22 protein-coding genes and 1 pseudogene are annotated in these 24677 nt (G+C 39.7%); 11 read left to right on the top strand and 12 right to left on the bottom strand.

What is annotated here, in order from left to right; all coding sequences use genetic code 11:
- Positions 1 to 13 precede the first annotated feature (13 nt).
- Positions 14 to 1957 (top strand): threonine--tRNA ligase, encoded by a 1944-nt coding sequence (thrS, locus tag L0P31_RS00755; RefSeq protein ID WP_000608345.1) that lies wholly within the window; start codon positions 14 to 16, stop codon positions 1955 to 1957.
- A 243-nt stretch (positions 1958 to 2200) separates the two neighbouring features.
- Here the strand turns inward: thrS and L0P31_RS00750 are convergent, their stop codons facing one another.
- The 5 genes from L0P31_RS00750 to L0P31_RS00730 all read right to left on the bottom strand — a co-directional run bounded on the left by L0P31_RS00750 (position 2201) and on the right by L0P31_RS00730 (position 7865).
- Positions 2201 to 3250 carry a DUF389 domain-containing protein gene (locus L0P31_RS00750; RefSeq protein ID WP_049500985.1) on the bottom strand — a complete coding sequence of 350 codons (1050 nt, stop codon included), beginning with the start codon at positions 3248 to 3250 and terminating at the stop codon, positions 2201 to 2203.
- Complete coding sequence (locus tag L0P31_RS00745; RefSeq protein ID WP_001253404.1) at positions 3247 to 3570, bottom strand: potassium channel family protein; 324 nt, start codon at positions 3568 to 3570, stop codon at positions 3247 to 3249. Before L0P31_RS00745 ends, L0P31_RS00750 begins: the two co-directional genes overlap by 4 nt.
- 340 nt (positions 3571 to 3910) lie before the next feature.
- The gene (locus L0P31_RS00740; protein ID WP_033682171.1) at positions 3911 to 5422 is read right to left on the bottom strand and encodes an ATP-binding cassette domain-containing protein; all 1512 of its coding nucleotides are present in this window, start codon (positions 5420 to 5422) and stop codon (positions 3911 to 3913) included.
- Between the two features lie 798 nt (positions 5423 to 6220).
- A complete protein-coding gene (locus L0P31_RS00735; protein ID WP_004255622.1) occupies positions 6221 to 7195 on the bottom strand; it encodes a HAMP domain-containing histidine kinase in 975 nt (324 codons plus the stop codon).
- Entirely contained in the window at positions 7188 to 7865 is a 678-nt protein-coding gene (locus L0P31_RS00730) for a response regulator transcription factor (protein WP_000548993.1), read from the bottom strand. Before L0P31_RS00730 ends, L0P31_RS00735 begins: the two co-directional genes overlap by 8 nt.
- 412 nt (positions 7866 to 8277) lie before the next feature.
- On the opposite strand from L0P31_RS00730, the gene L0P31_RS00725 reads away from it, so the two are divergent.
- The 3 genes from L0P31_RS00725 to L0P31_RS00715 all read left to right on the top strand — a co-directional run bounded on the left by L0P31_RS00725 (position 8278) and on the right by L0P31_RS00715 (position 10907).
- Complete coding sequence (locus tag L0P31_RS00725) at positions 8278 to 8841, top strand: TetR/AcrR family transcriptional regulator (protein ID WP_238095350.1); 564 nt, start codon at positions 8278 to 8280, stop codon at positions 8839 to 8841.
- A gap of 88 nt (positions 8842 to 8929) precedes the next feature.
- Positions 8930 to 9706 (top strand): ferredoxin reductase domain-containing protein, encoded by a 777-nt coding sequence (locus L0P31_RS00720; protein WP_238095348.1) that lies wholly within the window; start codon positions 8930 to 8932, stop codon positions 9704 to 9706.
- Between the two features lie 127 nt (positions 9707 to 9833).
- Complete coding sequence (locus L0P31_RS00715) at positions 9834 to 10907, top strand: DUF2974 domain-containing protein (RefSeq protein ID WP_238095346.1); 1074 nt, start codon at positions 9834 to 9836, stop codon at positions 10905 to 10907.
- Between the two features lie 57 nt (positions 10908 to 10964).
- Here the strand turns inward: L0P31_RS00715 and L0P31_RS00710 are convergent, their stop codons facing one another.
- Positions 10965 to 11402: an Rrf2 family transcriptional regulator gene (locus tag L0P31_RS00710; RefSeq protein WP_001166788.1), complete on the bottom strand. Its 438-nt coding sequence runs from the start codon at positions 11400 to 11402 to the stop codon at positions 10965 to 10967.
- Positions 11403 to 11477: 75 nt separating this feature from the next.
- Complete coding sequence (locus L0P31_RS00705) at positions 11478 to 12320, bottom strand: metallophosphoesterase family protein (RefSeq protein ID WP_238095344.1); 843 nt, start codon at positions 12318 to 12320, stop codon at positions 11478 to 11480.
- 111 nt (positions 12321 to 12431) lie between these two features.
- Here L0P31_RS00705 and L0P31_RS00700 point away from each other — a divergent pair, with 111 nt between their 5' ends.
- From L0P31_RS00700 to L0P31_RS00685, 5 genes and pseudogenes are all read left to right on the top strand, one after another.
- Entirely contained in the window at positions 12432 to 13082 is a 651-nt protein-coding gene (locus L0P31_RS00700) for a metal-dependent transcriptional regulator (protein ID WP_238095341.1), read from the top strand.
- Positions 13063 to 13246, top strand: a pseudogene (locus L0P31_RS09390) (hypothetical protein). The gene L0P31_RS00700 and the pseudogene L0P31_RS09390 overlap by 20 nt, the downstream one beginning before the upstream one ends.
- Positions 13203 to 13913: a nicotinamide mononucleotide transporter gene (locus L0P31_RS00695; RefSeq protein ID WP_238095339.1), complete on the top strand. Its 711-nt coding sequence runs from the start codon at positions 13203 to 13205 to the stop codon at positions 13911 to 13913. The pseudogene L0P31_RS09390 and the gene L0P31_RS00695 overlap by 44 nt, the downstream one beginning before the upstream one ends.
- A 119-nt stretch (positions 13914 to 14032) precedes the next feature.
- Positions 14033 to 14446, top strand: a complete 414-nt coding sequence (locus L0P31_RS00690) for a hypothetical protein (RefSeq protein ID WP_238095337.1) — start codon at positions 14033 to 14035, stop codon at positions 14444 to 14446.
- Positions 14447 to 14464: 18 nt separating this feature from the next.
- Positions 14465 to 14878, top strand: a complete 414-nt coding sequence (locus tag L0P31_RS00685) for a hypothetical protein (protein WP_153198714.1) — start codon at positions 14465 to 14467, stop codon at positions 14876 to 14878.
- A gap of 38 nt (positions 14879 to 14916) precedes the next feature.
- On the opposite strand, the gene dtd is transcribed toward L0P31_RS00685, so the two are convergent.
- From dtd to L0P31_RS00665, 4 genes are all read right to left on the bottom strand, one after another.
- Entirely contained in the window at positions 14917 to 15360 is a 444-nt protein-coding gene (gene dtd, locus L0P31_RS00680; RefSeq protein ID WP_153198713.1) for a D-aminoacyl-tRNA deacylase, read from the bottom strand.
- 29 nt (positions 15361 to 15389) lie between these two features.
- Positions 15390 to 17612 carry a RelA/SpoT family protein gene (locus L0P31_RS00675; RefSeq protein WP_238095335.1) on the bottom strand — a complete coding sequence of 741 codons (2223 nt, stop codon included), beginning with the start codon at positions 17610 to 17612 and terminating at the stop codon, positions 15390 to 15392.
- A 148-nt stretch (positions 17613 to 17760) separates the two neighbouring features.
- Positions 17761 to 18684, bottom strand: coding sequence for a hypothetical protein (locus L0P31_RS00670; RefSeq protein ID WP_084925683.1), 924 nt, complete (start codon positions 18682 to 18684; stop codon positions 17761 to 17763).
- Positions 18684 to 20009 (bottom strand): PrsW family glutamic-type intramembrane protease, encoded by a 1326-nt coding sequence (locus tag L0P31_RS00665; protein WP_084925684.1) that lies wholly within the window; start codon positions 20007 to 20009, stop codon positions 18684 to 18686. Before L0P31_RS00665 ends, L0P31_RS00670 begins: the two co-directional genes overlap by 1 nt.
- A 220-nt stretch (positions 20010 to 20229) precedes the next feature.
- On the opposite strand from L0P31_RS00665, the gene L0P31_RS00660 reads away from it, so the two are divergent.
- Both L0P31_RS00660 and L0P31_RS00655 read left to right on the top strand, forming a co-directional pair.
- Positions 20230 to 21687, top strand: coding sequence for an N-acetylmuramoyl-L-alanine amidase (locus L0P31_RS00660; protein WP_238095334.1), 1458 nt, complete (start codon positions 20230 to 20232; stop codon positions 21685 to 21687).
- Between the two features lie 255 nt (positions 21688 to 21942).
- On the top strand, positions 21943 to 22572 hold the full coding sequence (locus L0P31_RS00655; protein WP_023946184.1) for an MBL fold metallo-hydrolase: 630 nt from the start codon (positions 21943 to 21945) through the stop codon (positions 22570 to 22572).
- A gap of 127 nt (positions 22573 to 22699) precedes the next feature.
- On the opposite strand, the gene pepO is transcribed toward L0P31_RS00655, so the two are convergent.
- Positions 22700 to 24592, bottom strand: coding sequence for a M13 family metallopeptidase (pepO, locus tag L0P31_RS00650; protein WP_238095332.1), 1893 nt, complete (start codon positions 24590 to 24592; stop codon positions 22700 to 22702).
- Between the last annotated feature and the right edge of the window lie 85 nt (positions 24593 to 24677).

Here is a 24677-nt window from a genome sequence, read left to right as displayed (position 1 = left end):
TAAGGAGAACATCATGATTAACATTACTTTCCCAGATGGCGCTGTTCGTGAATTCGAATCTGGCGTTACAACTTTTGAAATTGCCCAATCTATCAGCAATTCCCTAGCTAAAAAGGCCTTGGCTGGTAAATTCAACGGCAAACTCATCGACACTACTCGTGCTATCACTGAAGATGGAAGCATCGAAATCGTGACACCTGATCACGAAGATGCCCTTCCAATCTTGCGTCACTCAGCCGCTCACTTGTTTGCCCAAGCAGCTCGTCGTCTTTTCCCAGACATTCACTTGGGTGTTGGTCCAGCCATCGAGGACGGCTTCTACTACGATACTGACAACACAGCTGGTCAAATCTCTAACGAAGACCTTCCTCGTATCGAAGAAGAAATGCAAAAAATTGTCAAAGAAAACTTCCCATCAATTCGTGAAGAAGTGACTAAAGACGAGGCACGTGAAATCTTTAAAAACGACCCTTACAAGTTGGAATTGATTGAAGAACACTCAGAAGACGAAGGCGGTTTGACTATCTATCGTCAGGGTGAATATGTAGACCTTTGCCGTGGCCCACACGTCCCTTCAACAGGCCGTATCCAAATCTTCCACCTTCTCCATGTAGCAGGTGCTTACTGGCGTGGAAATAGCGACAACGCTATGATGCAACGTATCTACGGTACAGCTTGGTTTGACAAAAAAGACTTGAAAAACTACCTTCAAATGCGTGAAGAAGCTAAGGAACGTGACCACCGTAAACTTGGTAAAGAGCTTGATCTCTTCATGATTTCTCAAGAGGTTGGTCAAGGACTTCCATTCTGGTTGCCAAATGGTGCGACTATCCGTCGTGAATTGGAACGCTACATCGTAGACAAAGAGTTGGCTTCTGGCTACCAACACGTATACACTCCACCACTTGCTTCTGTTGAACTTTACAAGACTTCTGGTCACTGGGATCATTACCAAGAAGACATGTTCCCAACTATGGACATGGGTGACGGGGAAGAATTTGTCCTTCGTCCAATGAACTGTCCGCACCACATCCAAGTCTTCAAACACCATGTTCATTCTTACCGTGAGTTGCCAATCCGTATTGCTGAAATCGGTATGATGCACCGTTATGAAAAATCTGGTGCCCTCACTGGTCTTCAACGTGTACGTGAAATGTCACTCAACGACGGTCACCTCTTTGTGACTCCAGAACAAATCCAAGAAGAATTCCAGCGTGCCCTTCAGTTGATTATCGATGTTTATGAAGATTTCAACTTGACTGAATACCGCTTCCGCCTCTCTCTTCGTGACCCTCAAGATACTCACAAGTACTTTGACAACGATGAGATGTGGGAAAATGCTCAAACCATGCTTCGTGCAGCCCTTGATGAAATGGGCGTGGACTACTTTGAAGCCGAAGGTGAAGCAGCCTTCTACGGACCAAAATTGGATATTCAAGTTAAGACCGCTCTTGGAAAAGAAGAAACTCTTTCTACTATCCAACTTGACTTCTTGCTTCCAGAACGCTTCGACCTTAAATATATCGGAGCTGATGGTGAAGAGCACCGTCCAGTTATGATCCACCGTGGAGTTATCTCAACTATGGAACGCTTCACAGCTATCTTGATTGAGAACTACAAGGGTGCCTTCCCAACATGGCTAGCACCTCACCAAGTAACTCTCATCCCAGTATCTAACGAAAAACACGTGGACTACGCATGGGAAGTAGCTAAAAAACTCCGTGACCGTGGTGTCCGTGCAGATGTAGATGAGCGCAATGAAAAAATGCAGTTCAAGATCCGTGCGTCACAAACAAGCAAGATTCCTTACCAATTGATCGTTGGGGACAAGGAAATGGAAGACGGAACTGTTAACGTTCGTCGCTATGGCCAAAAAGAAACACAAACTGTCTCAGTTGATGACTTTGTTCAAGCTATCCTAGCTGATATCGCCAACAAATCACGCGTTGAGAAATAAGAGATAAAATCCTAGCTACCTAAAAAGCAACAACTATTTCAGCTGTTGCTTTTTATATTTTTACTCAATGAAAATCAAAAAGCAAACTAGGAAGCTAGCCGCAAGCTGTACTTGAGTACGGTAAGGCGACGCTGACGTGGTTTGAATTTGATTTTCGAAGAGTATTATTTAATCCGAGCTAGTAGTGATTGACCAAACCACCACACAAGATTTACTTTCATGAGTTAGATAAAGTCAGTATCCTCAATCCTTGTCTGCTTCATTTTCTTTTACGAGATCGTTTTGTGAATCTTTTTCAGAGAGTTTTTGATCAATATACTTGTCAATGTTTTCATAAAATTCCTTGGTCGCTTCACTATCTAATGTTGGCGAGTTCTGAACTTGATTCACTTTCAATTGAACAGATTGAATACCGTAAGAGGCTTGTTTTTGGTGGAGTGTTTCTAATTCTTCTTCTGAAATCGGATCTCCAACAACCGTCAAGACCAATTCATTGTTACTTGACTTGTAGACTTGATTAATAACCGTATAATTGGCGAACTCTTTTCCTACAAACTGTTTGATCCCTTCTTTGCGCGCTTGTTCTATTGTCAGAGTAACTGCCGAATAGCTAGCTGGAAGAATCAACAATACAATCAAAGAAATCAAGCCAATTCTCATTTTAATGCTCAGCTCTTTAAATGAAGTTAAAGGAGATTTTCTCATCATAATTCTTGTTCCAACAATGTTGGCTAGCATGATAAAGACACAGTTGATCAAGAAAAGATAGAGAGCCCCCAATAAAAATCGTACATTCCCATTAGCTAAACCATAGCCAGCAGTGCAGATAGGTGGCATCAAAGCTGTAGCAATGGCTACTCCTGGCACGATATTGTTTGCTTCTTTTTTCCTTGAACCGATCACACCAGCAATCCCACCAGCAATAGCAATGAGAACATCCCAAATGGTTGGAGAGGTTCGTGCGATCAACTCGCTACTTGCATAAGACAAGGGAGAAATCCAGAAATACAGAGTCGAGACAAGCAAACTGACCAACACTTGAGTCAATAAAACCTCTAGAGATTGCTTGATTAAACGCGTATCAAAAATAGCTAAACCGAATCCCAGTCCAACAATCGGTGTCATGAGAGGTGAAATTAACATGGCTCCAATAATAACAGCTGTTGAATTCATATTTAGACCGATAGAGGCAATAAAAATTGCACACATCAAAATCGCTGTATCTCTCAATCGAACATGAAGGTCATCGTATAATTTCTCACGGTATTCCCGTGTTGAATAATTGGCAGTCATTTGTCCTCTCCTCTTTCCTTATTTAAATCGGTATAATAATTAATAATAACAGCTGATAAACAGCCAAAAAATATGAGCCCATAAATCGTCAAGAAGACACTGGTAATCCTTCCAATCAAGGTCACAGCTAGGAGATCCCCGTAGCCGACAGTCGTCGAAGTCACAAAAGCATACCAAAGACCGTCTCCGTAATTTGTGATAGCAGGTTCAACTAGGAAAAGCACGCCTCCTGACCCAAAAACAAAGGTCACAAAACTCAGAGCAAACCGAGTAAAACCCGTAACCTGTATAATATGCCATAACATTTTTAAACGTCTCATTTGTTCTCCTTATTCATACTAGCTCCTGACCGAGCCGTTTTTTCCAATAATTAAAGTGAAGATAGGACATGATCTCCATCAGAGAAAGATAGACAAACTGATAGATCTGATTTAAGCTGATTATCAACTGATATTGTTTGAAAAATGACTGGAAGAAAGACCAGATATGACTGTCTTGAATCAGTCCCTTCTTAACATTATATCAAAAATTTTACAGTCTTTCTCTGAAGAAATCAATTAATTTAAAAGATAGAGAAAGGAAGAAATTTTTGTATCCTTATCCGAAGAAGAAAAACGATATCTCTCCTTAATACTATGTGTTTTATTCTTTATAATTTAGCTATTTCAAAATTACAAGTTCTCCATTCTTAATTTCCCAAACTTGGTCAAACTTACTTAATAATTCGTTTTGGCGATGTAAAGTAACAATGACGGCACTTGGTAGTTCCAGAACTCTTTCCAATTCCATTTTAAACTGATTAGTATCCAAGGCAGAGAAAGGTTCGTCTAGGATAAGCAATGGATTTTTACGATTTTTCTCACGATTTAAATACATTCGTTGTTGCTGACCACCTGACAGGGATTGTGGTGGAATTTTTTCAAAATCTTCTTCTCTGAATTTTTCATTGAAACTATTGAATAGCGTTACATTATTTTCATAACTTGAAATAAATGTATGTTCTTGTTGCAGAATCATACCGAATCTTCCCCAAAGATGGTCCAAAACAAGCCCATCTAGCACAATTTGTCCTTCAAAATCTTCATCTGTTCCATTTAAAATGTTGAGAAGACTACTTTTTCCAGACCCATTCTTACCAATAAGCGCAATTTTATCCCCTTTTTGAATCGTAGCGGAAGTAATTATCAATTTTGATTCTCCCAGTTGTTTGGAAATATTTTTCAAAGTAATCGTATCAAAAGAATGTTGAGGTGCTTGAACTGAAACGGGTCTCCCAACAATGTTTTGAAAACTCTTGATTACAGGCTTTACGGACTCTAACATTTGTAAATCATAAAGGATTTCCTGTATTGGTTCAGAAAAAGCATTAATATATCCGAAACTCGCCACCACCTCAGGAATACCGAGTTGCTGGTGAGATAGAGAGTAGGCTAAATAAATAAACAGAACAAGACTAATGAATTCAAAAGAAACACCTGTCAATAAGATGCCTGTAATTTTTGTCAAACCATACTTAAAATACTTATCCTGCAAATTCTTTAGAGATCTCTTTTGTTGATTCAAAAAATGCGACATAGTTAGTTTATTTACCAAATGATGTCCCATGAGCAAATCCTCCAAAGTTCGATAGTAATCTCCTTGTTTTTTCAAGTAAACCTGTCTACGATTAGCGGTCAACTTCCCAACGATTTTAGGAATTTGAATACTAATTCCAGTGGAAAAGATTAAAATCAGTGATACAATAGGATTAATTGTTCTGCTAATAATGAAAGCGTAAATGATGATACGTAAAATTTGTTTGATAAAACTCATCAATGGAGGAAGGTAATCCTTTTCCAACGAATCTAGGTCATTAGATTGAAAGGAAATATACTCTGCTACTGTTTTCTGCTTGAAATCGTGGTGACTGAGTCCCAGAAGTGAACGAAACCACTCATTTTTCAAAGTAGTCGAAAAGATAATCCCCTGCTTCCAATCAAGTATCATTTGGATATAGTTACAACTCAAATAGCCTGCCACTGACATAGAGTAACCATATAGAGCTACTTGATAATCCCCTTTGATTAATGCCTGCGTGAAATACGGTAACAAAGCTGTGCAGATATTCGATACTACACCAAAAAGAAAATTAAAGAAGAGATACCATCTAATAGTTTTAAGATATGGTAGCATATACGATACTCCTTGCTAATGCGTTTTTTTACATATCTCAGAACAATCTCTACTATTCCTTATTTCAGATAGTGCGATACTCAGACATTGAGTGCAATAATTGTAAATCACACAAGTTCTGCAGTTTTTACTATCATTCAAAATATAATTTGCTATTTTGTAAAATATAGGTCTATCCCATGTTTCTTTGATAGATGTAAAATGAATATTTCCAACACTTCTATTGAAAGTAAGCTTTTTCAGTTTTTCTAACGATTTAGGCTATTTCGTGACACACCCACAATCCGTGAAAATTCTGGTTATATCAGATTATGTGATTTTCGTAAGAATTTTATATTGTCTCCAATCATGGTAGTCTCCTTTTACTTGATAAAACTATTATAACATTTAGAAATTAAAAACTGGTTCAAAATCAATAGGATGTGTGTATTCGATACATTCAATAAATTCTTGGAAACAGTTCTACACCAGTTACACAAATCTATATACACCTATCTCATTCAAAATAAAAAGAAAGCTGCAGTTCTTTTAATCCTGTATCAACGATTCATTCTGAAATCGAATAGGAGACATTTCCCAAGTCTACAATTCACTTCATCTCAAATTAATTTTTGTAATTAACCCTTAGTTTATAGATTTTATACTCAACAAAAGTATAAAGCATACAAAACTTCACTTTGAACCAGTATTTATACTATATTCCGTATTAAAAATTCTATTATTAGTTTTGTAAAAAACAGTCTTCAAATATCCTGAAATATAGCAAAAAGAGATTGGGTAAAAACTCATTGTCTCTTCTCAATCAAGGACTAACTTTACTTGAGCAAACTGAATCCGCACTATCGTTCCTTTTCCAACCTCAGACTCGATGCGAATCTGGTGACCCAATTCTTCAGAAATTTTCTTAGATAGGTAAAGTCCAAGTCCAGATGACTGCTGGGTTAGGCGTCCATTATATCCTGAGAAACCACGTTCAAAGACTCGGAGGACATCACTGTTTTTTATCCCGATTCCCGTATCCTTGATACAAAGCTCTTGCCCCTCCATATAAATCTCCAGACCACCTTCCTTGGTGTACTTGAGACTGTTTGAGATGATTTGCTCAATAACCACTAGCAGCCACTTCTTATCCGTCACGATTTCTTTATCAAGGTCATGTAGATTGACATTTAGGCCTTTTTGAATAAAGAAAAGAGCATATTTACGAATTATTTCCTTGACCAAATCCTCAATTTGAACCTGCTTTAAGACCAAATCATCATGAAAACTTTCTAAACGCAGGTATTGTAAAACTAGATTGGTATAGGAGTCAATCTTGAAAATTTCCTGTTCTAATTGCTGCTTCAGTTGGCGGTCGGCTACTTCTGCAACTAAGAGTTGACTGGCTGCAATGGGGGTCTTAATCTGATGGACCCACAAGGTATAGTAATCCAGCAAATCCGTCAGTTTTCTTTCTGAATCTGACCTCTGCTGATAGAGTTCCATCTCACGCGCTTCTAATTTCTCAGCCAAAACTCTTTCCAAAGGAGACTTGGCTTCCCTATCACCATAGAGAAGTTCCTGACGATAGACCTGCATCTCCGCCAATATATCCCAAGTGAAAAATAAGATGGTTACAAAGCAACATAGCAGGAAAAAGTAGAGAAAGTAAATTCCCAAACTGGCAAATAAAAACTGAAAGAGTAAGAGCAGAGACGTCAAAGAAATCAGATAGACAAACAGACGACTACGGGAACGCAGATAGGCTAGAAAAAATGGTTTCCAATCAAGCATGCTTCAGTCCGTACCCTATCCCTTTCTTGGTCTCGATAAATCCTACCAAGCCCTGCTCTTCCAACTTTTTACGCAAACGAGCCACATTAACTGAGAGGGTATTATCATCAATGAAAAAGTCACTGTTCCAAAGTTCTCGCATCAGGTCATCACGCGCTACGATGTTGCCTGCATGCTCAAACAAAACGCGTAAAATCTGGAATTCGTTCTTGGTCAAATTTAAGACTTGCCCTTGATAATGTACATCCATGGATTTGGTATTGAGGATAACACCAGCGTATTCCAGTAAACTTTCGTCTCGCCCAAACTCATAGGAACGACGCAACAAGCCCTGAACCTTGGCTAAAAGGACCTGCTGGTCAAAAGGCTTGGTCACAAAGTCATCCGCCCCCATATTGATTGCCATGACGATATCCATAGCCTGGTCTCTCGAAGACAGAAACATGATGGGGACCTTGGAAATCTTGCGAATTTCCTGACACCAGTGATAGCCATTAAACAAGGGCAGTCCAATATCCATGAGGACCAGATGAGGCTCCGACTGGACAAAAAGACTCAAAACTTCCATAAAGTCTTCTACCAAGACCACTTCAAATCCCCATTCAGAGAGCATTTTCCCGACCTGTTGACGAATAACCTGATCATCTTCTACTAATAAAATCTTGTGCATGCGCTCCTCCTTTACTCTTGTTCAAACTATAAAAACCTTAATAAAAAATCTATGGATTAGTATCTCAACTATTTGGCTATCTATTTTTCAAATCCAAATTCGGAAACAAAAGCTAAATAGAGAATAATCCCATTGATATCATACCTTATTTTTAACTATAGTTCCAGCCTTATCCTATATTTCCCTTTTTGTGCTTATTTAGTCCGTGTTTCTTTTACTTAAGGAATAGATTTTAAATGAGTAATCTCATTAAAATAAATGCCTTGTAAATTTATGTAACTCTTCTGTTTATAAATGTAATTGCTTTAAACTAATTCATTTATCCTTCTTATTGACAAGTCAGTTAAGATTTGCTAGAATACGAATGAACGAAATCTGATATTCATTCATATCTGAAGGAGGTGAGGTCAGATTGGACAAAAAACAAGCTTTAAAAACAGCGGCTTATGACGTTTTTTCGAAAAAAGGTTACAAGGCGACAGGAATTTCAGATATTGCTAGACAAGCTGGTATGGCAGTAGGCTCTTTTTATAACTATTACGAGAGTAAAGAAGCCATTTTTCTAGACATCTATATAGATGAAAACAACCATGTTCGCCAAGCTATGATCGAAGAACTGGATTGGGAAATTGATATGATTGATCTTATTAGTCAACTCTTTGCTCAGTCCAGAGCACTCGTTTCTTCCAATAAAATCCTTGCAGAATGGTACAATCCTGCCATAGCAGATGAGTTGCATAGCTACTATTCCTCAGAAGAGGGCAAAGTCGCAAATCCATTTCATCAATTTCTAGTAAAAACTTTTACAAATCGTATGCAGGCTGATGGGTATTCTCCAGAAAAGATTCAAGAGATTTTACAAGTTTACAACCTATTTTACTACATGGATATGCATATCACGGAAAAAGATTTTCCAGATATTAGCAAAACTGTAGAAATACTAGCAACCAACTTCATTAAAGGAATACTGAAATAAAGAAATCTTTTCTTTATTTTTTGGAAATTATTGAATGAAAAAAAATATTATTCATTCATAGAAAATTACTACACTATAGGAGTTAAAAATGAAACGAGGGAAAAAAATGTTCATAATTATTCTAACTACACTTGGAGTGCTCGGCTTTATATCTTGGGGAATCATTACCTATCTTGGACGAAGTCAAACTTTATCGATAAAATCCATCGAAAACCCCAGCGGAGATCTGTATTTAATTCATATCACAAAGCCGAGTCGTGAAACCTGGAAAGCTGGGGCTTTTGCTAAGTTTACACTCCCTGATACGTCGTCCGCTGCTAGGAAAAACGAAGCTAAGGGAGAGCAGAGCAGTCGATGGCTCACCATTGCCTCCACACCTGATGAAGATGAAATCCTCATTCTAACGCATAATAGTGGTAGCCACTTTAAAGAAACCTTGACACATTTACCGGCTGGAAGTGAGATTGAGATGAGTTGGCTTGATTCCTCTTTAACCGTTAAAGATACGAATCAGCCACTAGTTTGCTTTGCAGCTGATGTTGGTATTTCTGCTCTACGCCCCCTTATCAAAGAACGGGCTGGTAAAGCTCCAATTATTCTCAACCATTTTGACAAAGGAGTTACTATTTTCGATAATGAGATGAAGGAACTGGCTCAAAAAACATCAAATTTTACTTATAAAACTAGCGATGAATTTTCTCAAAGTCAAGCATTTTTAAAACGTGCTATTGATGAATACGGCAATCAAGCCAGCTATCTCATCACAGGTCAGCCTGATGATGTAAATGAGATGAAGAATTTTTTAAAGGAAAATGGCATTGATAACAAAAATATCCAAGTTAGCTCATTTAGAGGGTTGAAATAAAAGCAATCTGTCTTCTGTATATCTGAATCAATCCCTAACTACTAGGTCATTTTGCAGAGTGGCTAAACAAGCCTACTAGCTAATTCTATGTAAATATGGTAGGATAAACATAGAGAAAGGAGCTCCTATGGCCAATATTTTTGACTATCTGAAAGATGTCGCACACGATTCCTTTTACGACCTTCCTTTGAATGAGTTAGACATCCTAGCCTTAACAGAAGCCACCTACCTCTCCTTTGATAATCTAGTCTCCGCAAGTCCTCAGCGACTTTTAGACTTGGCACTTCAGGTTCCAAGGGAACCCAGCATGTTGACCAGCAAAAATCGCCTCCAGCTATTGGATGAGCTAGCTCAACACAAGCGCTTCAAAAATTGCAAACTCTCCTATTTTATCAACGACATCGACCCTGAACTGCAAAAGCAATTTGCGGCTATGACCTACCGCCTCACTTTCGATACCTATCTGATTGTCTTTCGAGGGACTGATGACAGTATCATTGGCTGGAAGGAAGATTTCCACATGACCTATATGAAGGAAATTCCTGCTCAAAAGCACGCCCTATGCTATTTAGAGAACTTTTTTGTCCACCATCCTAAGCAAAAGGTCATTCTGGCTGGGCATTCCAAGGGAGGAAATCTAGCTATCTATGCTGCTAGTCAAATTGAGAGTAACTTGCAAAATCAAATCACAGCAGTTTATACCTTTGATGCGCCTGGTCTTCACAAAGAACTGACACAGACCGAGGGCTATCAAAGGCTAATGGATAGAACAAAGGTCTTCATTCCACAAGGTTCCATTATCGGTATGATACTGGAAATTCCTGCCCACCAAATTATCGTTCAGAGTACTGCCTTAGGTGGTATCGCCCAGCACGATACCTTTAGTTGGCAAATTGAGGACAAGCACTTTGTCCAACTGGATAAGACCAACAGTGATAGCCAACAAGTCGACACAACCTTCAAGGAGTGGGTGGCCACAGTCCCTGATGAAGAACTCCAGCTCTACTTCGACCTCTTCTTTGGAACTATTCTAGATGCTGGCATTAACTCCATCAATGACCTATCTTCCTTCAAAGCTATTGAACACATCCATCATCTCTTTGTCCAAGCTCAATCCCTCACTCCAGAAAAAAGGGAAACCATGAGACGCCTTACCCAATTATTGATTGATACCCGTTACCAAGCATGGAAAAATAGATAAAAAGCTTATGAAAAGGTATAAACCTTCTCACAAGCTTTTTTTGTTTTAAAGAAGAAATCACTCCTTCATCTGACTCTCTGCATCAGCCACGACTTGCTCTAGACTGGTCTGACCAAGTTCAGCCTCCATAGCCAGCTGGATTCTCTCCAATTTTTGATCTAAAACATCATGAATATGAGCTCCAACTGGGCAATTTGGATTTGGATTGTCATGGAAACTGAAGAGTTGGCCTGTCTTACCAAGACATTCGACCGCTTGATAAACATCTAAAAGACTAATGTCTTTGAGATCCTTAACAATCTCTGTTCCCCCTGTTCCGCGCGCTACTGAAATCAGTTCAGCCTTCTTCAACTGGGACAAGGTCTTTCTGATAATGACAGGATTGACCCCGACACTAGCAGCCAGAAAATCACTGGTCACCTTGCTTTCCTTCCCCTCTAGAGCAATGATTATCAGCATATGAGTCGCAATGGTAAATCTACTTGGAATTTGCATACTCTTCTCCTTTTTACGAGGCTAGCCTACCTCTACTCTTCTCTTTCTTTTATTATACCCTTTTTGGTTGTAATGTCAATTATTACCACTTTTCAACCAAGCATCTAATTCCCTATCATAGCCCTCTTTCTGGGCCAATCCTCTCAGAAATTCCTGATGATGAGTATGGTGGATACCATTGACCAGACTTTCATAGTAAACCTCAAAATAGGGAAGTTTGAGGTCTTTAGCTAGCTGCAATTCAGCTGCCACATCGTAGTCCACCCGTCGGAAGTCCATATCTACCAAGCCCTTGTCATCAAACTCCAAAATCATATACTGGGCCCGTAAGTCCTTCCGCAACTGGGCATCTAGAAAGAAAGGTTGCCCAATCGAACCTGGATTGACAATCAATTGCCCACCAGTCCCGTAACGAAGCAACTGCTGGTGGATATGACCATAGACAGCAATATCACAAGGCGGATTGGTCACCAAGCGGTCAAAATCCTCTTGTTCTCCAGTGTGAATCAACTCTCTCCCCCAGTTCTTATCAGGAAGATGATGGCTAATTCCCACCGTCAAATCCCCAAACTGACGATGAATCTGGAGAGGTTGATTGTGGAGCAGTTCAATTTCTTCTAGGGAAATTTCCTCTAAAACATACTGACACTGGCGCAAGAGATAGCGTTGACTGGGACGAGTACTATCCAATTCCTTGCGGACACCATGCCACAAACTGTCTTCCCAGTTTCCCAAAACTCTAGCCGTAATCGGTAGTTGAGCCAACAAGTCCAAAATCCTTCTACGCCCTGTCCCTGGCATGAGAATGTCTCCCAAAAGCCAGTATTCGTCCACTCCTCGCTGCCGAGCATCTGCCAAAACAGCCTCCAAGGCGGTGGTATTTCCATGAATATCTGAAAGAAGAGCTATTTTCGTCATATCCATCTCCTCGTTTTTTCTCTTGCAATAAGTATAACATAAAAAGTCACAGCTAGAGAAATCTAGCTTTTTTTGATATACTAGATAAAGATATTAGACAAGAGGAAGCGAATGACCCCGAATAAAGAAGACTATCTAAAATGTATTTATGAAATTGGCATAGATTTGCATAAGATTACCAACAAGGAAATTGCTGCCCGCATGCAAGTCTCTCCCCCTGCCGTAACTGAAATGATTAAACGGATGAAGAGCGAAAATCTCATCCTTAAGGACAAGGAATGTGGCTATCTACTGACTGACCTCGGCCTCAAACTGGTCTCTGAGCTCTATCGTAAACACCGCTTGATTGAAGTTTTTCTAGTTCATCATTTAGACTATACAAGTGACCAGATTCACGAGGAAGCTGAGGTCTTGGAACACACTGTATCTGACCTGTTCGTGGAAAGACTGGATAAATTGCTAGGTTTCCCTAAAACCTGCCCCCACGGAGGAACCATTCCTGCCAAGGGAGAACTCCTAGTTGAAATCAATAACCTGCCACTAGCTGACATCAAGGAAGCTGGCGCCTACCACCTGACTCGGGTGCACGATAGTTTTGACATTCTCAATTATTTGGATAAACACTCACTTCACATCGGTGATTCGCTCCAAGTCAAGCAGTTTGATGGCTTCAGCAATACCTTCACTATCCTCACTAAAAATGAAGATTTACAAGTGAATATGGACATTGCCAAACAACTCTATGTCGAGAAAATCAACTAATTTCTCAAGTCCCCCTACCAACCCTGAAAGTTTAATTTTCAGGGTTTTATTTCTATTATTTGATTTTACTTTCATTTTGTTATAAAATCGATGTAAAAAACAAGAAAGATACCTTAACCTATGAAAAAATCACTAAAAATTTTTGCGACATCCAAATGGTTTGACCTCTTTGGGGTTGCTTTGGTCGTTGGAATTGCGATCGCATCTGGTTACCTCAACTCACGACTCGACAAATTCGTAGACTGGGGACCATGGACAGCTCTTGTTCCCTTTGGATTCATTTCCGTAACCAACGTTGGGATTTCCATGTTGTCCACTCGTTTCACGGGGAAATTAAGCAAATGGGGAAATTACTTTGGTATTATTAATACCATTTTGTCTGGTACCATTGATTATATCCTTGGAAATAAGGCGGCTATTATCACCTATCCCGTCACCTTCCTCATTTATACCTTTGCTATTAAGAAATGGGAAGCTTCGCAAGAAGGCAGACCCAACCAAATGAGCCAAAAACAGCTAAAATTAGCGGCCATTATCATTTCCATCATCGCCTTCCTCTTCGCCTTTGTGACTAACTATATCGGCTATGGTAGTAAGATGAATCTACTTGCCTACGTGACAACTATTGCCTTTGCACTGTCCCTCATTGCAAATGCTTTGAATGCATTGAAACTGACAACTCAGTGGGGATTTTGGTTGATTTACAATTTTGTGCAGCTGACAAAGGCTGGCATTCAAGGAAATTTCGCCAATATCGGAAAATACATCTTTTATATCCTCAATGCAATCGGAGCTTTATTTGTCTGGAATGATGAAGAAGTGGAACAATAAGAGGAAACTCAAATAAAGAAATCGAATAGAATCTCCTTACTAAAATTTTTTATCATTTTAGTTGAAACTCCCATTCTTTTGGAGTAGAATGAAGCTAGATAAAAGAGGGAGGTCATCTTATGAAAAAACTCTGTAGAATCCATTTTACAGCAATTGCAGTTATCGATTTGCTACTATTTGCATTCTTCAGCACTAGACCCGAGACAGCTTTGGGCTGGCTCTTGCTCACTGGTTTTATTTTCATCCTTGCTCAAGGACTCCTGTTATTTCGCTTGGTTGTCCGACTCAAACATCAATTCGCTGAGATTTATCCTCAAATCAATAAAAAGATTCGCTTCTACTATTTAGGGGTGCTCATCAGCGACTTTCTATTTTTTGTCCTTTTAGCCTTCGTTAGTTCTCAGCGTTTTTACTCTCTTATGCCAATCATCACTGCTTGCCATTCTACTTTTTATTATAGGACAGCGGACTACCTAAGAAACAACTATCCAGACTTTTATGACAAACGCATTTCTTTATGGAAGTGTCTCTAAGGAGAAGGAGGTTCTAGCATGAAAAAAATCATCTTCATCAAAAGCATTCAACTCCTTGTCATTGATGGAATCATGCTGGCATTTTTGACATTTAAAGAGGGACTTACTTGGGATTGGATGTTGATTTATAGTGGTTGGCTCATTTTCTTTCATCCTGTGCTATTGACCTATCTTTCCAACCAACTTTGTGACCACTTTAGTCACCTTTATTCCCAGATTAGACCGAGATTCTGGCGCTTTGCCTTACAAATCCTTCTATGGGATAGCCTGATCATTCTCTCCTTGCTGTTTTTAAGGGGTATCCCACTTTTCCTTCTGGGAACTCTCCTAATCCTAGGTCATCTCATCTCTTCCTATCGCATAAGCCAAAGCCTGAAAAGAGACTTCCCAAAAGCCTATCAAGAAACGATTTCATTTTGGAGTATTTTGTGATAGATAAGAAAAACCAAGCCGACTGGGCTTGGTCTTTCTTATCTATTTTTCGTATCAAGGATAATGGTAACTGGACCGTCATTGACCAGCTCAACCTGCATATCCGCTCCAAAGATACCTGTCTGAACGGGAACTTCTTCCGCTAATTTTTGATTGAATGCATCATAGAAATCTGATGCCATATCAGGCTTGGCTGCGCCTGTGAAGGCTGGACGATTGCCTTTCTTGGTGTCCGCAAAGAGGGTAAACTGAGAAATAGAAAGGATTTCTCCTTCAATATCTTTGACAGACAGGTTCATCTTACTTTCTGCGTCTGAAAAAATCCGCATGTTGACAAGCTTTCTCACAGCATAGTCCAAATCTTCCTCTTGGTCCTCTGGTCCAACACCAACCAGCAATAAGAGTCCCTGATTGATTTTTCCCTGAACCTGACCTTCGATACTCACTTGGGCTTTTGTAACCCTTTGGATAATGATTTTCATAATAGCCTTTCTAGTAAGAGCTAGGGCAATTAACCGTTAGTCCGTTTGACAGAGTAAACTTCTGGCACACTCTTAATCTTGTCCACGACCGTGGTCAATGTAGAGAGGTTGGCAATACCGAAGGACACATGGATATTAGCAAACTTCATATCCTTGGTTGGTTGGGCGTTGACTGTTGAGATATTCTTGGTTGTGTTTGAAAGAACTTGCAGTACATCATTCAACAGTCCTGTACGGTTGAGGCCATAAATATCGATATGGGCCATATACTCCTTATTTGAGTTTGAATACTGGTCTTCCCATTCCACATCAAGGAGACGTTGCTCGTAGTTTTCTTGAGCGCGCAGGTTCATACAGTCCACACGGTGAATAGCCACACCACGACCCTTGGTAATGTAGCCGACAATATCATCGCCAGGAACAGGATTACAACACTTGGCAATCCGCACTAGGAGACCTGAGGCACCTTCAATGACCACTCCACCCTCATGCTTAACCTTGAGGGTTTCTTTGTTCTCAACCTTGATCTCGCCACCTTTGACAAGCTCTTCTGCTTCCGCCTTGGCCTTGGCACGTTCTTCTTCACGGCGTTCCTTTTCAGTCAGACGGTTAAAGACAGTAATAGCACCGATTTCTCCAAAACCAATGGCTGCAAAGAGGGATTCTTCTGTCTTGTAGCTGGTCTTTTGCAGAACTTGGTCCATATGACGCTTGTCCATGAATTTATTGGCCACATAGCCATTTTCTTGGAACTGAGCCATCAGCATTTCACGACCCTTGTTGACAGACAATTCCTTATCTTGGTTTTTAAAGAACTGACGAATCTTGTTACGCGCCTTGCTGGTCTTGACCATGTTGAGCCAGTCACGGCTCGGCCCAAAGGAATTGGGGTTGGTGACAATTTCAACCTGATCCCCTGTCTTGAGCTTGGTTGTCAGTGGAACCATGCGACCATTGACCTTGGCACCAGTCGCTTTTTCCCCGACTTTTGTATGGATTTCATAGGCAAAGTCAATCGGTCCTGAATCTTTGGGAAGGGAACGGACAGCTCCATCTGGGGTAAAGACATAAATCTCCTCTGCCAGATAGTTTTCCTTAACTGAATCCACAAATTCCTTGGCATCATCAGCCTGGTCTTGGAGCTCCATCATCTCCTTGATCCAGTTCATACCAATGGCTGATTCCTTGCTGTTAACCTGCCCCTTGATGCCCTTCTTATAAGCCCAGTGAGCCGCAACCCCGTACTCAGCCACCTCGTGCATTTCCTGGGTCCGAATCTGGAATTCAATCGGCCCTTTTGGCCCATAGACAGTCGTATGGATAGACTGATAACCATTGGCCTTGCGGTTAGCGATATAGTCTTTGAAACGACCTGGCATTGGTTTCCAAAGTTCATGCACATAACCAAGCATGGCATAAACATCACTTTGGGTATCTAAAATACAGCGAATGGCAATCAGGTCATAGATTTCCTCAAAACGTTTTCTCTTATCCTGCATTTTGCGGAAAATCGAGTAAATATGCTTGGGACGACCGTAAATCTTCCCATTTAGATGACGATTTGTCGTATATTCCTCTAATTTTGTGACCACCTCATCCACCAAGGCTTCACGCTCTCTGCGCTTTTCCTTCATCATATGGGTAATCTTGTAAAACTCTGTCGGATTGAGATAACGGAAAGATAAGTCTTCCAACTCCCATTTGACACTGGAAATCCCCAAACGGTGGGCAAGTGGAGCATAGATTTCCATAGTTTCTTTGGAAATGCGCTCCTGCTTGTCTTTTCGAAGATGTTTCAGGGTCCGCATATTGTGCAGGCGGTCAGACAGTTTGACCAAGATAACACGGATATCCTCAGACATGGCCATGAGCATCTTGCGATGATTTTCTGCCAACTGCTCTTCGTGAGACTTGTATTTAACTTTACCAAGCTTGGTAACCCCATCTACGATTACCCGCACATCAGGACCAAACTCTCTTTCCAAATCGTCCAAGGTCGCATCTGTATCTTCTACCACATCATGCAAGAAACCACAAGCTACCGTTACAGCATCCAGCTTGAGTTTGGCTAAAATACCTGCTACTTGGATAGGGTGAATGATATAAGGCTCACCTGATTTGCGATATTGACCACTATGGCATTCAACGGCATAAACCAAGGCCTTATGGACAAAAGCCACATCTTCTTCCGATAAATATTTCTGTGTTAAAGCGACAACTTCATCGCCTGTTAAATTCACTTCTTTCGGCATCTCTACTCTCCAATTCTTCCTACCATTTTATCACTTTTTTAAGAATATGAAAACTAGAAAAAGAGGATTCATCCCAAAAGAAAAACCAGTTACCTATCTAGGACAGGTAACCAGTCTTGTTAGTTTGTTTTTTTAGAGTAAGAACCTTTTACTCTGTTGAAATTCCTAGATAACTTGGATCTGCAACGACATCAATACTTTGTAAAATATCATTTTCAAATGTAAATTTTACAAATGAGTCGTTTGAATTAGGAATTTTAAGATCTCTTTTTTGTAAGAAATATGAAATTTCTGTTCTGCTAGCATCTTTTTTAAACTCTTTTCCTTTATTGAATGATTGTCCATTCAAAATAGGATTTTTAATTTTTATATTTTCGAGGAACTGTGTTCGAGTTATATTTAAATTAATCCCCTCGTATGCAACTTTCTCACCAAAATCTTCTTTTTCACCGCTTCTAAAAAATTCATCATTAGAAACAGATATAGCAGTAATCAATGTATTACCGATAAGATTTTTTCTTCTCTCCTGATTAACAGAATTGAATTGAATCTCTATTTTTGAATCAGGCAATTGTATACTACCTGTAGCTGTTTTACCTCCTGAAACCTCTGTTGTTCGATTACTGAAGTCTTGCCCAATTAATAAATTTGATAACTTATCAACTGTCAAATCTTTGAAGTTAAAATTATGTCCAGCGATAGTAAAGTTTGTAGCAAGAGTAACATCTATCTGTTTTTGTTCATGTACAGGAAGTATGTCTTTTATTTCTTGGTAAGACATTGCATCATAAACCGCATCATCTTTATTTAAAAAATCATAACGATAAATTCCTTTGTCATCAAGTACACCTTTACTTGATTTAGTATTGTCGAATTTGTTTACTTGATCAAATGGGGCTGTTTTTTTCTCTTCTGGAGAGTCTGCTTTTGTTTTATCATCTGAAGTTGACTGACTCTGTTCTACTTTACTTGATGAAGTTTCTACTGGCTTTTCTGTTTTTTTTGTTGCAGGTCTACAAGCAGTTAGAAATAAACTAGTAGATAAAAGTAAAAATATAAATTTGTTTTTCATTATTGACCTCTTTCATTTAGCCTTAAAGTATTACTCTCTTTTGTTATAGCATTAATTTCTTTTAATCCACGATTAATAATTACTAAAATAATAATCCAAACGAGAATGGCTAGAGAACCATATTGAATATATTTAATCATTTCAGCCTGTGAAATTTGCTCTACTGTTGCTATTAAATTTCCTTGATTATCAACTGGCAAAGAGACAAAATCCATATCCCACAAACCATGTAAAACAATTACCAAGATTAGAAATCTAAATGATTCTCCAGACCAGATTGCATTCCATGAAAATACCTTTTGATTCTTTAATGCCATCATAAGTCCGGCACCTGTGACTGCCGCCCAAGCAACATGACCTCCAAATGCTAACATTCCTCGGAAAATTGCAGTTGAGAGAGGAGAAGTAGGATTGGGATTAAAAAGAAACGTCGTTACTCCTTCATAATTGAATGGTATCAAAGCACTTTGAAAAACATAACCTGCTGTTTCAAATACTGCAAATCCTGCACCTACTGCTCCTCCAATTAATAAACCATTTAAAATATAGCGCTTATCTTTAAATTTTTGAATAAAATAAGCTGTTGCAAGTACCTTACCAACTTCTTCAACTAAACCTGTTATCATAGATGGAATCAATTCACCAGTACCTCCAGGAAATATTGTTCCAATTATCAGTGTCAACAGTAAAGACAATACACCACCTAAGAAAAATATCTCTATAACTGACATAATATCAATATTTCTCGGAGAATTACATTCAAAATAAAAGAACAAAACTGGTATAGCTCCTGCAAGAGATGACACAAAAATCAAACCCGGAAACGCATTATAATTATTAAAATTTACATACATTAGGTAAAGAGCAATTGTTGTTAACGCAAGCACTCCAAATACTCTAACAAAATACCAAGGTTTTGGCCATTCTTTTGAAATGTCCTCAGGAAGAGGAGTTGTATTTGCAGAGCCACAAGCAAATATAGACTCTGCTTCTGAACGAGTATGAGATTTAAACGCCTGACTAAATAAATCACGCATTTTCAGCTCAACTTGACCATCTCCTCCTGTAAAAGCATTAATCTTATCTGCTATAGAACCAGTTATTCCTGCCGCTGAATCCAAAACACGATTTACAGAACCATCCATTTTTGTACCACAGTTAGGACAAAATGGACTTCCTGTCGGATTATCCATCTTACATTTTGGACAATGAGTATCTACTTCATCCACAAATTCCTGTCTTTCCATAGCCTCCTGAAACTCTTGAGGAGTAGGTTTCCTTCCTTGAATTGATTCAAAAGCATCAATCCATTCACTTTTTTTCATAAAAATCTCCTTTTATTATTTTTCTTTTATTATAACATATTTTTAAATTTTGCTAAAAAAAAAAAGTATTTTTTGGATTTTTAATCCTTATTTTCTCCATCTTTTTTAAAATAAGGTTTGATATTTTGGTAATTTTCTAACCTTTTAATGTATAATGGTAATATAAACAGTTTTTTTACGATAATTACTGAAATTTCATCTCTCTAGAAAGGCAAACAACATGAAATCACACAAAAGACTGACACTTTTAGCCTTGGCTGTTCTTGGCTTATCAAGCCAAGTCGTTTTAGCTGACGATACGAGTCATTCCACTACTGCCCCTATGACTAGTTCAACTAGTAGCTCAATAAATACTTCCACTAGTCATTCTACTAACAGTTCTACAAATACTTCTACTAGCAATTCTCAAGCTAGTACAGAAACTTCGTCGAGCACAGCTAGTTCAAGTGAGCAAGAAAGCAAACCTTCTCTTTCTAGGGAAACTAAACCCAATCAACCTATACAAACTGGCTGGGTAAAAGAGGGGAACAAGTGGACTTTTTATAGTCAAACTGGGGTCAAATTTACAGATACTCTCTATGATGGTTATTTCTTTGATAGTCATGGCTACTTGCTTGAAAACAGCTGGTACCAAATGGGAAATAATTGGTACTATATCAATGGTTCAGGTAAATATTTATCCAACCAATGGAGCCAAATCAATGGCAAGTGGTATGCTTTTGATGGCTACGGTAGAATGTTGGCCAATGTCTGGAAAGGCGATTACTACCTCAAATCCAGTGGTGCTATGGCAGATAGGGAATGGGTCTACGACCAAAACTACTCTAGTTGGTTTTACCTAAAATCTGGCGGACGCTATGCCCAAAAACAATGGATTGGTTCCTACTACCTCAAATCTGGTGGCTACATGGCCCATAAGGAATGGATCTACGACCCAGACTATCAAGCTTGGTACTATCTTAAGGACGATGGTGTGTATGTTACAGGAACCTATGCTGTGGATGGTAAAAACCAGCTCTTCCAAGGGAATGGAAAATGGGTTCGTGAATTAGCACAAGGTTTTCAAAAAGGACATTACTCTAAAACTATCTTTCTCGATCCAGGTCACGGTGGTAAGGATCGCGGGGCTTATTACTATGGCATAGCTGAAAAAGAATTGAACCTACAGGTTTATCGTAAGCTACGTAAACGACTAGAAGGACTCGGCTATACCGTTCTCACCTCTCGAGACAGTGACATAGATGTTGATTTTATTACCGAGCGTTCTCGTATGGTCAACAAGACCAATTCAGACTTTTTCATCAGCCTTCATTTCAATGCAAAAGGGAATGATACAACCGTTAATCTGGGTATCCAGACCTATTCTTACAAGGATGAACCTGGTTTCCCTAGCAAGATTAACAAGGATTGGCACAACAACCCTGAACGGATGAGTGAAAGTAATCGTCTCGCAGCCGATATCCATTCTTCACTGCTAGCTGAAACTGGAGCTAGGGATGCTGGGCTCTTGCAAGCAACCTTTGCTGTTCTCCGTGAAACAGCTAAACCAGCTGTTTTGCTAGAGATGGGATATATGGATAATCCGGAAGAAAACCAAAAAATCCGCAGCAGTGACTACCAAGATAAACTAGTTGAAGGGATTGTCAAGGGAATCCAAAAATATTATGCTGGTAATTAAAACAGTTTAAGCCTCGAACTAACTCGAGGCTTATTTTTTATCCAAACCATCTTCTTCTTTCTAGACCTATTTCCTTTTCCAGCTTATTCTCCCCAACTGTGCTATACTTAATTTATACTCAATGAAAATCAAAGAGCAAACTAGGAAACTAGCCGCAGGTTGCTCAAAGCACCGCTTTGAGGTTGTAGATAAAGTTGACGCGGTTTGAAGAGATTTTCGAAGAGTATTAGTACATTCTTTGAGATTGGAGCTAGTATGAAAATCCATAAAACCGTGAATCCTGTTGCCTATGAAAACACCTATTACCTAGAAGGCGAAAAACACCTCATCGTCGTCGATCCTGGTAGCCATTGGGAAGCCATTCGTCAGACAATAGAGAACATCAACAAACCGATCTGCGCTATTCTCCTTACCCACGCCCATTATGACCATATCATGAGTCTGGACTTGGTTCGCGAAACTTTTGGCAATCCTCCGGTCTATATTGCAGAGAGTGAAGCCAGCTGGCTCTATACTCCTATCGATAATCTCTCTGGGCTTCCTCGCCACGATGATATGGCAGATGTGGTCGCAAAACCTGCAGAACACACCTTTGTCTTTCATGAGGAATATCAGCTGGAGGAATTTCGTTTCACCGTCTTACCAACACCAGGACATTCTATCGGTGGTGTTTCCCTAGTCTTTCCTGATGCTCACCTAGTCTTGACAGGAGATGCCCTATTCCGTGAAACCATCGGACGAACAGACCTTCCGACTGGTAGCATGGAGCAACTCCTTCATAGTATACAGACCCAACTTTTCACCCTGCCAAACTACGATGTTTATCCAGGACATGGTCCAGCTACTACTATTGCTCACGAAAAAACCTTCAATCCTTTTTTCTAGCAAGATGATGACAATCAATAGCGCAATTTAAGTAAACTATCCAGCAAATCTTTCAATTATAAAAGGCATCCTATCAAGGTTCTCACACCTGATTGGATGCCTTTTTCTGATGACTAGATTTTTTGCATTACCAAATAATCACGCGCTCTTCTGGTGAACGCCACATACCGTCTCCTTCTTTGACATCATAGGTTGTAAAGAAATCATCGAAGTTTGGTACTTGTACATTGACACGGAGTTTGGCTGGTGCGTGCACATCAACGCTAGCCAAGAGTTTCATAAATTCTGGACGACCTTTCATGCGCCAGATGCGACCGAAGTTGTAGAAGAACTCTTCTGCTGAGAAGTTTGGTTCTCTCTTAGCTGCTTCAAGCGCTGCAGCGATTCCTCCCAAGTCAGCAACGTTTTCTGATACAGTCAATTTACCGTTGATGGTTGCTCCATAAGAATCTTGTCCATCAAATTGGTCAATAACTTTTTGTGTTTTCTCCTTGAAGGCGGCATAGTCGCTCTCTGTCCACCAATCCTTGAGACTACCATTTTCATCAAAGGAAGCTCCGTTGGTGTCAAAAGCGTGGGAAATTTCATGAGCAATAACTGCCCCAATACCACCGTAGTTAGCAGATGATGACTGATGCAAATCATAGAAAGGCGCCTGTAAAATAGCTGCTGGGAAGACAATCAAGTTCTTCTGTGGATTATAGTAGGCATTGACCATATGAGCAGGCATGCCCCATTCCTTGTAGTCTACAGGCTGGTTCCACTTGCTCCAACTGTGCTTGATTTCCACACGCGCAAAGGCTAGAGCATTGTCAAAAAGACTAGCATTTTCATCCACTACCTTGTCCTTGTAGCGTTCTGGCAATTCTTCTGGGTAACCAATATAAGGCTTGATGACATTGAGTTTGACGATGGCCTTGTCACGAGTTTCTGGAGTCAGCCAGTCATTTTTTGCCAAGCGTTCCTTATAGACATCAATCATAGTTGCCACTTTTTTCTCCACGTCTGCTTTGGCTTCTGGAGAGAATTTTTCATGGGCATACCAGAGACCCAAGGCTTGTTTGAATGGACCTTGTGCTAGCTGGTAGGCTGCCTTGACCTTGTCTTTGGCTTCTGGAACTCCTGAAAGCGCACGGCTATAGGCACCTGACAAGACACGGATTTCTTCTGTTAAATAGCTTGTTGAGAGATTAACCACACTCAAAATCAAGGTTGCCTTGAGGAGAGGCCATGCCTCTTCACTATAGAATTGGTCTGCTGCTTGCCAGAAACGTTCCTCGTCTACAATCACCTTGTCTGGTACTTGTCCAAGAACGGCTTGGAAGAAGTTATCCAAAGGTAGGGCAGGTGCGAATTTCTTGAAATCTTCGTAAGCATATGGATGGTAGAGTTTAGCATACTCTGAACTTTCTTCATTAGAGAGCACCACTGCCGCAATTCGACGGTCCAATTCTAGTCTTTTCTCTAGCAAGTCTTCAATTTCTGCATCAGAGAAATCATAAGCCTTGAGAAGATTTGTGCTAGTTTCTTTCCAAAGAGTCAAGAGCTCTTCGCGCTGAGGATGGTCTTCTGCATAGTAGGTCGTATCTGGCAGAATCGTGCTTGGAGCGCTAGCCCATAGAACATTGATTCTAGCATCCATAAAGTCTGGTGAGACACCAAAAGGAAGGAAGTTAGGTTTACCAGCAAGCTCAAACTCTGCTAGTCTAGCTGTAAAATCCTCAAAAGTCTCCAATTCTTGAAATTCTTTAAGAAGTGGCAAAACAGGTGTGATACCGTCAGCTTCTCTCTTGTCAAAATCACGAACTAGGCGGTGGTATTTGACAAAGTTTGCCAAGATAGCATCCTCAGGAACCTCTTCTCCTGCCAACCACTTGTCTGTTGTCGCCAACATCAAGTCTTCAATTTCTTGGTCTAAATCAACAAAACCTCCCGTTTGAGACTTATCTGCTGGAATTTCAGCTGTCTGTTGCCATTCTCCATTGATAGCATCATAAAAATCATCTTGATAACGTGTCATCTTGTTCTCGCTTTCATTTATACTTGTTTTTAGCTTAACAAAAATTACCTGGGAATGCAATTAAAAATGAACTGATATTTTCTAT

This window comes from Streptococcus mitis (assembly GCF_022137125.1).
GTDB lineage: Bacteria > Bacillota > Bacilli > Lactobacillales > Streptococcaceae > Streptococcus > Streptococcus mitis_CE.
The sequence above is the reverse complement of the archived record's forward strand: the minus strand, read 5'-3'. Positions and strand labels throughout refer to the sequence as shown.